Below are 12,713 nucleotides of genomic sequence, written 5' to 3'. Positions count from 1 at the left end.
CGCTGTCAGCCAAGTGTCCCAATGCTCGTATGATGACCGGCGACCGATCATGAATGTCGATCAACTCAGGCGCGTTCTCGGTCATCACGCCGGTATAGACGTTCCCCCACTCCGGGCTGTCGTTCCATAATCCAGCCCACGCGAAGATCGGCTGGTCCGTCACGGCAAGCCATGTCTCTGTCATGCGGCCTCGTTCCCCAACGGCTTCTGCGTATCGGGCAGTAGGGATGAGGCATCGGTTGGCTGGACTTGCTGCCCATCGCCGCCAAAAATGTGTTCAGCTTGTCGAACCGGGCATTATTCACGGGCTTGGGCTTGAGCGGAAGGCCGGTTTTCTTGCTTTTGAGCGAGACAGGAAAGCCCCAGGTCATTTGATCCAAGACGCGCTCACCGTCGATCAGCCGAATGACGCTGCCCGGTTCCTTGGGATGAACCAGTAATGGGCCTTCATTGAACCGAGCACCGACTTTTGCGCCAAACAGGTTCAGCACCTTATCGGTGATACCGCGTTCTGCTCGATTACACATATGGGGAAGGTGGTTTGGTGGGGAGGTCAAGTCAAGCCAGCAAGCGTCATACGCCGACGGAGCGAAATGGACCATGACAAGGGGCTTTGCGCGCGAACCATGGTCGAATAGGATGGCCTGAACGGGGGCTGGAGGCCAAAAGTGGAAGGTATTGTATTTGTTGCTCTAATTTATGATTTGTTTGCTTGGGGTGGTGGGGCAACAATCGTAAAACATAAAATCCGAGTGTCAGGAACGATCAGCGTCAAACAAGTGAAGCTATTAGACTATCTATTATCGAGAATTTAGTTCGAGCTCAATATAAATGCTCTCGATGAAAGTCGTATCTCTTCATATCAAAGGCGCTCGCTAAAAAAGTACGATATGCTGACATTCACAGATGACTATGGAAACGAGAATACGGCTCGGTTCAAAAAATGAAGCGGAGTATTTTTTGTAAAACCGTTGTACCGTCAGACCTTATCGAGGAAATCGGCTACGATAATGCTGTTGCGACAGTTATCAACATGGTACAATTCAAAAAGATACTCACTTTCCTCCTCTGAAATGGCATATGAACGAGATATGCGCGGAGAGGAATTTGAGGCGCTTGTAGAAAAGCATATTCCATCGACATGGAATAGTAACCCGTAGAACAGCAATTTCAGGTGATCAGGGCGTAGATCTTCTAGCGATAGTTGACGAAGAAAWTTGTCGCAATTCAGTGTAAACGGTCTGCGTCTACTGTAGGAAATAAGGCGGTCCAAGAAGTTGTTGCCGGAATGATACACTATGATGCCCAAAAAGGCGTGGGTAGTATCCGATGCGGATTTTTTCTCCGGCAGCTAGACAATTAGCTAAATCAGCGAGAGTTGCGTTGCTTCACTATAGTGAAAATTGAAGATCTGATTACGGTAAAAATAGATCGATATAGATCATCAGATATTACTATTCTATTCAGAACTTCGATTAAAAGGATCGCTGATAACCCGGCAGCCGAAGCTGCCGGGTCCAATGTCTTTAGACGGATAGGTTCAGACCACCGTTGGATTTCGCATTCGACAAAATCGCTGCGCCCATCGAAGCCATTTGAGCCTTGATAAACGACCTGTCGGCGGCTTGTATCTGCTCGATTTCCTCGTGCGCGATCATCTTTGCCTGAATGACGGGCATCTTCTCGTGAATGTGCTTCTTCATGGTCAGGTCGAGCATATCGCAACGCTTCTTCGCGTCACGGCGGGCGTTTGGGTTTCGCTGCGCGCAATTTGGCCCTCCACAGCGACCAATTCCTSKTTCAACAGCCTCTAAAGCTGTGTAGGCGGCGCGGGTTTCGTCAATCAACTTCTCGATAGCATTGTCTGCCATTTTGTTCTCCTTCAATTCGCATATTTACCGCTTCACTTCACATCTTGTGGAGGGGCCAAAAGGGGCGCTCAAGAGGATCAATGCCTTCTCGATAGCGAGGGCCAAGGGACACTTGGCGTCTTTGCTACGAAGAACATCTAAGTCCTGTTTTTATGATTGCTGCGGCATCTAGGGCTGGCAGTGGATCGGCTTTGATGTCGGCTGGCTTGATCATGACTGACCCGGAAAGAAGAATAGCTCTTCATCATTGGCGGCGAAGAACTGCTCTGCTGCCTCTCAGTGGTTACAACCTCCTTGTCACGAGCGTTAACCCAGACACCCCACATTGCTGTCGCGGTAATCGAATGGATCGAGCATCGAGCGACAATGATCGAATAAATTSACGTAGGGGATTTTACAAACATATGGGGGCAAAACAAGTAGCTGGATGCGACCTTGCCCTCTTGATGCTCACCGATGCCAATTTCACTGAATAGAAGGGATGCTACTCTGGTGTAGAGCGCGGTGTCGAGAATAGGCCTATCTAGTGGAAAAGACGACCATGACACCGGGGCGAGCAGCAGGACCAAAACTCGGTCTGTGTGTCGATGAGCAAGTAGGTGTAAGGCATACTGGCTAAGCGCTTTTCTAGCTGATGCTTTGCGCTGTAGGGGTAATCCAGCATGATCGCGGTCATCTGCTTGATCTCGGCCTTCAGGTGGTTCTTCTCATATTCCGCGAATGACATATACTGCTCAATGGAATGCTTGTTCATATGCCAGATCAGGTCGAGTAGAACGTCCTTCAAAAGATAGCTGTATAACCGTCTCGCCGTTGACTTCTCGTTCTTCGCTGTAGAGAGATGTTGTGTAGCTGGCGTTTCACGACATTTGCGCTTTTGCGCGGCCTGCCCCAAAAGACTGATGTGATGCGTAGGTTGGGACATTTTTGTTCTCCTAGTTTTTTCCTTCACCACTATTTACAAAAACATATTGATTTTTTAGGGCAGATAAGGGGTCAAACGATCCAAGTTGATCTCAGATAAGTAGGTGATGACAAGGATCACAATCAACGGAACACCCAAGACACTTGAGGACTGGGAACTCGGCAGCGGTGTAGCGGCTCAGACTATCAAGGATCGGTATCTTCTCGGCTATGTGGGAGACATACTGCTCATCAGCAAAAGGGAGTGGCGTCTCATGGACGAACTCGCGGATGCTGAACCCAAGGATGATTATGAGAAGGCGATCCGCAAAATGATAAAGGCGGAAATCCCTCAATTCAGGTTCGACATCATCGTTGAGCTATGTCGGGATATTGGGCTTGGTGTATTCAAGCCCAGCGCCCTCAGGCGTAACCTGTCTCGTGGCAATCAGAGAAGTGCCGTTCTGATGACGACCATGAACGAGCCGGTTGAGGGCGGGCTGTTGAGCTTTTATGGCCCCAAGGATAAGCCGCGTATGTCTTGGATGAAAGACCGCGCCGACCAATGGCGCAGATGGCGAACGCCTCTAGATAAGTAGATCGAACGACCGAAGATGCTCCGTGGGGCTGCTCAATCTCAGGTCGTCATGGGAAAGCCCGGTCAGTGTAAGCTGCTCCGGGCTTTTCTCATTTGCCTGCGGGACGAACCTCTAGGATTTGTCGGATGCTTTTCGCTATCTCGCCAAAGTAGGTTTTCTGCTCTTCCCCGATCTTCTCTAGCTGCTTCTCCATCCGTGTCTGGCTGTCTTTGAAGTGGCTAATGTCCTTCTCCAACACAATGATCTTTTCTCGATCAGTGGAACGCTGCTGCTCAACATCGTGTAGGCGGCGCTGCGTTTCCTTAACGTCAGTGCGCGTCTCCTTGATATCGTCATTGAGCTTATCCACGATGGTTTCCAACTTGCCGGTCATCCATTCGCGGTCCTCTTTCCGACGATCGCCTATCCATCTCAAAATCCATCCAGCGATCGCGAGCGCACCCACGATGATCGATATGTAGATGCCTACCGTGGCGAGATTAAGTGTTGGGTCTTTGGGTATGGGAGCAGGTGATTGAACCATCGTCGCGATAGTCACAGGGGTTCCCTCTGGAACTTGTTGAACAGGTTTGTCGGTGGCCATTATACACCGCCGTTCAGAGCATCACCGATCAAGATGGCTACGCCTGCGATACCAGAAGGAACGCCGACGCGAATGAGCCAAGTCAAAGCGAGGCTCTTTACCGCATCGACGCGCCATATGACGCCCGCATAGTGCTTTGTGCGATCCCAGATGAGTTTCTTATTCAGCTTCATCACGGGCCTCCCACTTATCTTTGAGAGCTTCAACGAGGGCCGGGGCTTCGACTGGTGCTGCTGTTGCTGCTGGGTCAACCGCTCCTGCGAAATCGAAGATGCTGTCTGACACACGGACTGCCTTGGCAGTGCCGAAATCAACGGTCACAATACCGTTGTGCTTGAATACTACCTTGCCAGTGGCCTTCGTATCTAGGCCGTAAAGTGCTGCCATTTCATGTGTTTTGAAACGCGCAAACTCTGTGATATCTGGTGTCTTTGTTTTGTTCTTGGCCACTGGTAAAACCTCTCAAGCAAGTGTGTGTCCCTTGCGAGTATTTACCCATAGGGACACATCTTGCTCGAAAGAGTGAGCCTTACGACAGTGGAGTAGTCGGCATCACTGGAGTGAAGGTGTTTGCTTCTGCTGGCTCTTCGCCGTTCCAGACTGCGATGATGTTTTGTAGGCGGGTTAGTTCGCTCTGTAGCTGGAACTTGGTGCCGTTCAACATGCTAACGTGCTGGCCAATAACTTGGTTGGTCATGAAGTCCACTGGATTAGTGCGATGTGCGTCTGCGGCTGCTGCCGTGACATCGACCTGTTCCATCATGGCTTCAATGGCCGTGATGCTATTTTGGACAATCTCACGCTGGGTGAGATCGGGGTTGCTGTATTGGGTCATAGGGGAAGTCCTCTCTTTTGATTAATCCACCTATTTACCGCATTGATTATCCCGAGATTGAACCCTCAGTAGTGGGTCACATCGGCAATAAGGACTGGACCAGCCTTATAGGGTGGAAGGGAAGGTGAGATTGGGATTGTTGAATAGGCAACAGAAACCGTGAATGCGCCCATCACATAACCTCCTAAATCATCATGACCTCGAACGCCGACAATCTGATATCGGATACGATGGTAGTTGGTTGTTCCGATTGTCGTTTGATCGAGCGCGTATGACCAGATTGGTCGCGTTGCTATTCCAGCATAGGCTCTACCAGAAACGCGGTCGTAGGTGTTGAAACCCATGCCCGGCGAAGCATTGACCAACTGCTCAATCCTCAGATATTTCCTGGCTGCGTCGAATGTAATTTCGCCACTGCCATTAAGAAGTTGTAGGCCCGCATTTGAAGGCGTTGGGGTGTGGCCATCATAGATATGGATGGTGAAGCCGGTCCCAACCGGACCTGACGAGTAGACGGTGAAATACCAGTAATTGCTATCTTGGTTTACATTCGTGGCGGTCACGACATATTGCGAACTGTAGGCACAGAAGATGGGCGAGATTGAACCCCTTTTTGAATGAGAGTAGCTGATGCTTGATCCGATCAATCCGCCGAATGTATCCATCGCAGTGTTGGTGTTGCCGTTGAATTTCTGTAGAAGGCAGAAGTTCTTGAAACGCTCGTCAATCTGAACGCTTCCCATCTCGTTGGTAATTTCAAACCCTGCTCTCATCAATAAACTCCGTAAACAATTGTGTTATTTACGGTGATGTTGGACTGGTAAGACCACGACATCGTTTGGCCCGAAAACGATATGTCGGGCCACTCATATGCCCACTGATTGTTCGAGACTTGAGCATAGACAAAATAGAGAGGTTGGCCTGTCGCAAATCCTTCGTGATTGATGAACCCACTGCTACCGTTGGTATTCACGCTACCAAGGATGCGCCCAAGCGATGTGAAACGGTCAACGGTGAGGTTCCCGCTCTCGTCGTAGATTTCTATACCCGATGGCATCACCACACCCCCAAGCGAACTCGGAGGACGCCATTGCTGTCATAGACCCGCATATTGCTGCCACTAAATTCGGTTCTTGCGCCACTACTGCCGGGTTTCCTGATTTCGAGATTATCGACATTCAGGATCATGTTGCCGGACTGGCCATTGTTTGCCATTTCCCAGCCGGTCACATACCCATTCACATCAAGTCTGGTAGATGCGCGGGCTAGAGCAGTGTTGGCTTTGCCATCGACGGCAGTGACCGTCTCGCTCATCGTCGTAACGCTGGCTTCGTTGGAAAAGACAGTCATATTCTGACCCTGTTCCAACTTGACCTGTCGCCAGTTTATCGTGTTGACGACGCCACCGGACTTGTAAGCAACCAGACGTGTCATGACATGCGTGGCATTGCTGGGTGATTGAACGGTCATCTTCAACGCATTGCGGCTAGAGCCATCATTGCTGAAATCATGGGTCGCGTTGCGAGTAGGGCCACTATTCTGGGTGATGTAATTGCCCGCGCCGTCATACCAGATCATTTCCAGATAGACGTGACCCGTGCCGCCGCTGTTGATGAAGAACGCACTATCGGCGCTGAATGTGTAATGGGTGCCGCCGAAGATCGGGACGCGTTCACTCTCGATATAATTGTAGCCCTCGAAGTTCGTGCCATTGCCTGTGACACGACCCCATCCGCCAGACGTATGAGGGTTCCAGCCTCCATGTGTGCCGGACCAATAGTTCATGCCCAGCGCAAAGCCGCCGTTTTTGAGTAGGTTTGGGCTACCGGACTGAACGATGGTTGTCAGGTTTGCTAAGCTGCTGTTGGCAGTGGCAATCGCAGTCTGGTTGTTTGAGATCGACGCGCTCTGTGCGGATGCCGTTAGGGCGCTACTACCATGACCGAATGGACTTGGGCCGTTGGCTTGCTCGAAGGTCTGGCGCAGCATTGGACGGCAGAACCAAGCATAGCTGTCTGTGTAGCCCAGTCCGCCGATTGTGCCGTTCTTGACGAAGATGATTGCGGCACGAGCAGCATTCGAGGGTGACTGGACTTTGCCCCAACACCTCTTCCAAGAGTTGATGTTGCGGCCACCTGGATGGGTAGCAGGATTAGTGTCGCCGTAGTCGGATCGAATGCCCGTGCCGTTGACATCATACCAGTCAACTCTCAGGTAGGCTTCGCAACGATGTGCCGCGATTGAACCACTGAATTCATACCAAGTCGATGACGTGACTGCGACTTGATCCGAGTGCCATTGCGCCCAACGACCACCATTATCATCGCTCTGCTGGATGCCGATGTTATGTTCGTTTGTGGGACGCCATTCGTCGCCAGCAAGGTCACGCTGCCACGTTAGAGCATAATTGCCGTGTGGACTGTAGGTGTTCCATCCAACGGTATTGATCGCATAGGTTGTTTCAGGAAGTAGGTTGCCGCCACCAGTCGAATATGTCGCCGATAGCGTCGCACTGCTTGATGCGGCGCTCGCGCTACTCGATGCTTGAGCGGCTGAACCTGATGCTGCGCTGGCCGACCCCGCTGCTTCACCGGCTTTGATGCTGGCTGTATTGGCACTGCCCGATGCTGCTTCTGCGCGTTGTAGAGCCAAGCCGCTTTCGTAGAGGGCATTGCTGTAGCTGCTCGATGCCGCTGATGCGCTATCGGTTGCTGCCTTCTCGGACGTGATGTCCTCGATGGTGATGCCGGTCATGTGCCAAATCTGGTTCGGCGCACCACCCGTTGTCTCGAATTCGAAGACTGGCTTCCAGAGGCTCTTCCAGTCGCTTCCTACGGTGAACTCTAGGCCGAACTTGTTGAAGCCGGGGCTGTTGATGGAGATGTTATTGACGCAACCCGGAGGCGTCGTATCGCCACCGCGTCCAACCGCGTTCGTGTCCCAGATATTATTGTCGGTGGTCAGCAGCCAGAGCGAGACAATCTGACAATTGGTAGCATTGGTGTAGAACCAACCCGTGACACGATAGCGCCGACCTACTGTTTTGGGGACGCTCTCTTTGAAATGAATGCGGTTATACGTGCCGCCCTGACCACCCGCTTGCGCGGTTATATAAGGCTGCGGCCAGCCAGCGTCAGGACCATGCTCCCAAGAAAAGCCGTTCCCGTTGTCACCCGCATACACATAGGCATCTTTGCCGATCGGGCCGACGAAGTTGGGGAAGCTCTTTGCGAATTTCTCTTGTGAGCCAGCAGCCGCGTTTGATGCGCTGACTTGGCTGCTCGATGCCGCACTGGCAGACTGACTTGCTTCGCTGGCCTTGCTGGACGCGGTTGATGCCGAACCAGCAGCGGCACCAGCCGATTGCCCGGCAGCGTTCGCGCTATTGCTGGCAAGCCCTGCCTGTTGTGATGCGGTCGATGCCGATCCACTGGCGTTAGATGCCGATTGGCTGGCTTCGTTGCGATATGTCTGGGCATTGCTTTCATGCCCTGCTGCGCCAACGCGATGATCCCACGCGGCATTTTCATGCCCTGCCGCCGCTAATCGGTTCTGATAGCTGTTATAGTCGTTCGTCGCGGCATTGGTCTGACTTGCGTTGGCTGCTGATGCTGAGTTTCCGGCTTCACCGGCTTTGATGCTGGCAGTAGATGCGCTTCCCGCCGCCGCATTCGCAGAGCTATTCGCAAAATACTCGCCGGTGATGTCGCGGATTTCAACGGACTGGACGATGAAGACGCCCTGACTATCCAGACGAAATAGCGGCCTCACCCACTGAGCGCCATTCTCGATCAGCATATTGGTGTGGACTTCTAGAGTGTGGGTCGCATAGTTGTTGAACCCCCAACCCTGTTGCCCGTTGGCAATCGAGACGCCGACGCTGATGTTGTTCCACTGGCTTCCGTCAGGTTTAATGCCGATGGCGAAGATCGCGGCATTGACGCTTACTTCATTGGCCTGCTGACCGAGCAGAAACCACTTGGCAGTGATGCGATAGACTTTATCGCGAACTAGTGGGATGCGGCCCTTTGCCGCAATATGTGGAGAGAATGTCGGGTTGTTTTGGACTTCAAGAATTCGACCCAGTGTGCCGTGGTCATATGCGTTGAAGCGCACGTCGCCCGACAGGTCGCTTGTCCCACCGCCAAAATCCCATGTCCAATTCTTGAGGCTCTGGAATGTAGCAGGCATGAGAGCCTGCGCGGCTGTCGTTGCGGATACTTCTGCGCTCTGTGCTGCGCTGGCGGATTGACCGGCGCTATTGGCACTAGACGCGGCACCCGATGCGCTTCCCGCCGCTGCGCTGGCCGACCCCGCTGCTTCACCGGCTTTTGTGGTCGCAGTATTTGCGCTGGCACTTGCTGAATTGGCGTGTTGGCCTGCTTCGGTCGATTTGCTCGACGCGGTTGATGCCGAGCCTGCGGCAGCACCTGCTGAACCTGATGCCTGAGTTGCGCTGGTCGCTGCTAACCCGGCTTGTTCCGTTGCCGTGGATGCCGATCCACTGGCGTTGGATGCCGATTGGCTCGCCTGATTACGAAATGTCTCTGCGTCGCTTCTAAATTGAAGTGCGCTCAATGCCTGCTGATAGGCCGCTTCTTTTTGTTGTTCCGCATTCGTGGCACTCGATGAGGCATTGGTCGCCGATTGGTGGGATGCCGATGCGCTCTGGCCCGCGAGGCTTCGCTGATCGCTGCTGCGCTCTGACTGGTCGCGGCTGCTTCTGCCGATGATTTTGCGGCCTGCTCGCTCGTCACATCATCGACGCGCACCGATAGAACTTCATAGGTGCCAGGTCGCGAAATGCGGATCAGGACGCGCATATAAGCGGAGCGCGGATCGACATTCACGAAGTCGTCGGTGTTTATGTCATAGGTCGCGGTCGCGAAGCCGTTGTTATCGCCCCAACCCGATGAACCGACCGGGATATGACCGTGACCGACCGCGTTGTTGAACTGGCCTTCAGCACCGGGAATACCGATCCTGAACATCTCGATTTCTGGGACGCTGCCCATCGTGTCGAGGACGCGCCATTTGACCGTGATGCGGAGTTTGCGACCGGCGACGACAGGGATGCGACCGGCATTCGCGATGTCGCGCAACAAGCCGTTGGGATTGGTCAGGCGCGCAACACGGCCATAGGACGTATCGACCAGTGACCATTCAGCGTCTGGCGTTCCAGTGCCGGTGGACCATTCACGACCCCAATAGGTCCAGCCGTCGGAGAAGTCGGTTGGCAGTAATGCCGCGACGGTCGCTTTCGCCGTTACCGCGCTGGCCTGTGCTGCGCTTGCCGACTGACCTGCTTCTGTGGCCTTCGTGCTGGCTGTGCTTGCGCTACCGGCTGCGGCCTGTGCCGAACCGCTAGAATTGGACGCATATTGCTGGGCTTGATCGCGGGCCGTTTCGCTGGCAGTTTTCGCCACGACAGAGGCCGCACGAGCAGCATCGCTATTCTGGGCAAATCCCGCTGCTCCGTCCTTAGCGGAGACGGCAAGATCCTTCGCGACGTTGGCAGCGGATTGGGCCGCTTGTGCGTCGGTCCTGGCCTGTGCGGAAGTATTTGCCGCTGTCTGGGCATTGTTTTCGTGTTGGGCTGCTGCGCTGGCTGATGCTGCCGCATTTACGGTCGTGCCATAGGTGGCCTGTAGATCAGCTGCGATCTGCTCGGCGGCGGCGATGTCGGCCTTCAACTGCTCGCTGGGGATCAGGACGCCATTCGCGTCGGTGATCGCATCAATGACCTCATCGGCGGTTTTATCACCAACCGGCGTTCCACTTGGAGCGCCCACGGTCGCATTATCGTCGGGCTTGCCCGAACCAATGATCTTGTCCCAGATTGCCTTTTCAGATGCCTGTCCGGTCATCTTCTGGGTGAGGACTAGCTTGGCACTATAGAGGCTTTCCCACGCGGCCTTGAAGGTGACACGATCAATCGGGGTGTCCTGCGATCCATCATTCCAAGCCGGGACAAGGCTATTCAGGTAATCGGTCAGGTAAGTGGCTGCGCCCTGATATGCGGTGATCTCCGCCGAAACGTCGAACTGACTGCCATCGACGACCAGCTTATTGCGGTCAGCAAACTGACGTGCGTATTCCTGTTCCCAGTATTTCTTTTCCGCACGATCCAGAACGCCATCGCTGGCCATCGCATCAAGGCGCGACAATTGGAGCGTGATGTCGGATTTGACGACCTCAAGTTGGTCAAGCGCATCTTCCAAATCCTCGGTTGATGCCAAGCCGCTGGCGTCGAAGATCGTTGGGCTGATTTCGCTTTCGGTATGGACCGACCAGCAGCGGCTATGACCGACGCTGACTTTCCAGACCGGGCCTGTGCTGGTCTTTTCCTCATGGCTCATGACGAGGGGGAGGGTGGAACGATCGCTGCGAAGCTGGCCACGATTTACAGGCGCGTAGAAGTCACCAACTTGCCAACGGCCAGCGCCATCGGGAATGAGATAGCCACCAGCTTCATAAATGGCGCGATAGACAATATCGGCAACCGAAGTCGCTTCCTTGGCGTAGAAGCACCATTCGGCATCGGCGAATGCCCCGAAGGTGCCGAAGACTGCCGTGGGCTGGACTTCACGAATTAGCTGCTGGGTGATCGTCTTGACGGTGTTCGTGTAGACACCATTGTAGAGCGCACCCATGACATCACAGGTCAGCTTCTTGTCGGTCGATCCACCAAGTCGGAACAGGCCATGAGCGTTACAGGTCGCCCATTGACCCGGCTGTAGATCGAGCGCGATCAGTTCATTATATGTGGAGACATTCGCAATCGCAGTGTCGAGTTCCTGCGCGAAGTCATAGACCTTTGCGATACCAGCGATCGGGCCATAGCCGTGAACCTGATAGACCAGATACACAGTGTCGATCTGAACCGGCGATACTGTCTTACAGAAACCATGGGCGCGCGGCTTGAGTGTGCCTTTGATCCCGGCACCGCCTTCAAGGCCACCAGTGCCTTCATATTCATCGAATAAGGCAGGGCGTTGAAGATCGGCTTCGCTACCTAGAAGTGCGACACTTGCGTAGATTTCTTGACGATTGAAGCCACTGACACGACCGGCAAAGACCTGAGTATATTCTGAGAAGGGATCGCCATCTTCGCCATACCAGCAAGAGGCCAAGGCGTTGGACCAGTCATAGGACGACCATTCCTCATTGCCATAAGCGTCTGAGCAGATGAACTCTAGGTCGCCATAACTGATCGTTGGAATTTGAAGTTGGCCGCTCGACATCAGGTTGAGACTGAATGTCGGTAGTGTCTCTAAGAGCGGTAGCCATTCCTTGTTGTCGAGATTGACGCCAGCATTGCTGACACCACGACGCGACATACGAATGGTTGCTAGTTGGCCGTCCGGTTTAACCGGAGTGACTTCGATCAGATAGTTCTTTCCCATCCATTACTTACCACTTTGGTAAGGATGGAAATGCGCCTTTATTGGATAGTCGTGACCGTCAGTTCCAAGGTGTAGATGTCACCAGTGATGAACGTCATCTTAGGCGCCCCGACCATCGACACGAAAGCGCTGCGCTTCTGCTGGAAAGTGTCGCCGTAGATAGGAATGAATAGAAAGCCGCGTCGATCACTGGCAGCTAAGCAGAAGTCCTCCCACACCTCATAATATGAAGTGGTATCCATACCCGACAGATTGATCTTCCAAGTCGGCTTCGTGAGGAACTTCCTCAGATAGCTCTGGCCTTGATTTTCGTATGAGACTTCCGCGCCTACGTCGATGCCATCCCATTCAACAGCGGTGCCAAGGATCAGATTGCTCACTTGAACATAACCCGCTGGGTTGCCGGTCGATGTTATTTCAATGTGGATAACTGTGTGGGTAACTGCGCTGCTCAGTCGAAATACCACCATGCCGCCGGTTGCCTTCGCTACACCTGAATAAGCCGGAATAGTTTGG

General features: G+C 53.4%; 12 protein-coding genes and 1 pseudogene. 2 read left to right on the top strand and 11 right to left on the bottom strand.

Annotation, left to right across the window (positions count from 1 at the left end):
• A pseudogene (locus BF95_RS29850) lies at window positions 1-229 on the bottom strand (DUF159 family protein); the annotation flags it as partial.
• 975 nt (window positions 230-1,204) lie between these two features.
• On the opposite strand from BF95_RS29850, the gene BF95_RS31250 reads away from it, so the two are divergent.
• The gene (locus tag BF95_RS31250) at window positions 1,205-1,363 is read left to right on the top strand and encodes a restriction endonuclease (RefSeq protein WP_081764272.1); all 159 of its coding nucleotides are present in this window, start codon (window positions 1,205-1,207) and stop codon (window positions 1,361-1,363) included.
• A 163-nt stretch (window positions 1,364-1,526) separates the two neighbouring features.
• On the opposite strand, the gene BF95_RS22825 is transcribed toward BF95_RS31250, so the two are convergent.
• Window positions 1,527-1,871, bottom strand: coding sequence for a hypothetical protein (locus BF95_RS22825; protein WP_152542901.1), 345 nt, complete (start codon window positions 1,869-1,871; stop codon window positions 1,527-1,529).
• Window positions 1,872-2,394: 523 nt separating this feature from the next.
• Complete coding sequence (locus tag BF95_RS22820; RefSeq protein WP_152542900.1) at window positions 2,395-2,796, bottom strand: hypothetical protein; 402 nt, start codon at window positions 2,794-2,796, stop codon at window positions 2,395-2,397.
• A 106-nt stretch (window positions 2,797-2,902) separates the two neighbouring features.
• Here BF95_RS22820 and BF95_RS22815 point away from each other — a divergent pair, with 106 nt between their 5' ends.
• A complete protein-coding gene (locus BF95_RS22815) occupies window positions 2,903-3,373 on the top strand; it encodes a hypothetical protein (RefSeq protein WP_017182584.1) in 471 nt (156 codons plus the stop codon).
• Window positions 3,374-3,461: 88 nt separating this feature from the next.
• Here the strand turns inward: BF95_RS22815 and BF95_RS22810 are convergent, their stop codons facing one another.
• From BF95_RS22810 to BF95_RS27985, 8 genes are all read right to left on the bottom strand, one after another.
• A complete protein-coding gene (locus BF95_RS22810; protein ID WP_017182585.1) occupies window positions 3,462-3,956 on the bottom strand; it encodes a hypothetical protein in 495 nt (164 codons plus the stop codon).
• Window positions 3,956-4,129 carry a hypothetical protein gene (locus tag BF95_RS27990; protein ID WP_017182586.1) on the bottom strand — a complete coding sequence of 58 codons (174 nt, stop codon included), beginning with the start codon at window positions 4,127-4,129 and terminating at the stop codon, window positions 3,956-3,958. Before BF95_RS27990 ends, BF95_RS22810 begins: the two co-directional genes overlap by 1 nt.
• Window positions 4,116-4,406, bottom strand: a complete 291-nt coding sequence (locus BF95_RS27650) for a hypothetical protein (protein WP_152542899.1) — start codon at window positions 4,404-4,406, stop codon at window positions 4,116-4,118. The genes BF95_RS27990 and BF95_RS27650 overlap by 14 nt, the downstream gene beginning before the upstream one ends.
• 79 nt (window positions 4,407-4,485) lie before the next feature.
• A complete protein-coding gene (locus tag BF95_RS22800) occupies window positions 4,486-4,791 on the bottom strand; it encodes a hypothetical protein (protein WP_017182588.1) in 306 nt (101 codons plus the stop codon).
• A 65-nt stretch (window positions 4,792-4,856) separates the two neighbouring features.
• Window positions 4,857-5,564, bottom strand: coding sequence for a hypothetical protein (locus BF95_RS27645; RefSeq protein WP_152542898.1), 708 nt, complete (start codon window positions 5,562-5,564; stop codon window positions 4,857-4,859).
• Between the two features lie 283 nt (window positions 5,565-5,847).
• Window positions 5,848-9,369 (bottom strand): hypothetical protein, encoded by a 3,522-nt coding sequence (locus tag BF95_RS25855; RefSeq protein WP_152542897.1) that lies wholly within the window; start codon window positions 9,367-9,369, stop codon window positions 5,848-5,850.
• Window positions 9,366-12,197, bottom strand: a complete 2,832-nt coding sequence (locus BF95_RS25845) for a hypothetical protein (RefSeq protein WP_152542896.1) — start codon at window positions 12,195-12,197, stop codon at window positions 9,366-9,368. The genes BF95_RS25855 and BF95_RS25845 overlap by 4 nt, the downstream gene beginning before the upstream one ends.
• Before the next feature lie 38 nt (window positions 12,198-12,235).
• Window positions 12,236-12,713, bottom strand: a 478-nt coding sequence (locus tag BF95_RS27985) for a hypothetical protein (RefSeq protein ID WP_043154758.1), incomplete at its 5' end; no start/stop codon positions are given.

It is taken from the genome of Sphingobium sp. Ant17, from assembly GCF_000588875.1.
GTDB lineage: Bacteria > Pseudomonadota > Alphaproteobacteria > Sphingomonadales > Sphingomonadaceae > Sphingobium.
The sequence above is the reverse complement of the archived record's forward strand: the minus strand, read 5'-3'. Positions and strand labels throughout refer to the sequence as shown.

Coding starts and splice junctions, on each gene's coding strand:
- BF95_RS22820 (WP_152542900.1), bottom strand. CDS start 2,796: ATGTCCCAACCTACGCATCACATCAGTCTTTTGGGGCAGGCCGCGCAA.
- BF95_RS27645 (WP_152542898.1), bottom strand. CDS start 5,564: ATGAGAGCAGGGTTTGAAATTACCAACGAGATGGGAAGCGTTCAGATT.
- BF95_RS27990 (WP_017182586.1), bottom strand. CDS start 4,129: ATGAAGCTGAATAAGAAACTCATCTGGGATCGCACAAAGCACTATGCG.
- BF95_RS22810 (WP_017182585.1), bottom strand. CDS start 3,956: ATGGCCACCGACAAACCTGTTCAACAAGTTCCAGAGGGAACCCCTGTG.
- BF95_RS22800 (WP_017182588.1), bottom strand. CDS start 4,791: ATGACCCAATACAGCAACCCCGATCTCACCCAGCGTGAGATTGTCCAA.
- BF95_RS25845 (WP_152542896.1), bottom strand. CDS start 12,197: ATGGGAAAGAACTATCTGATCGAAGTCACTCCGGTTAAACCGGACGGC.
- BF95_RS22815 (WP_017182584.1), top strand. CDS start 2,903: ATGACAAGGATCACAATCAACGGAACACCCAAGACACTTGAGGACTGG.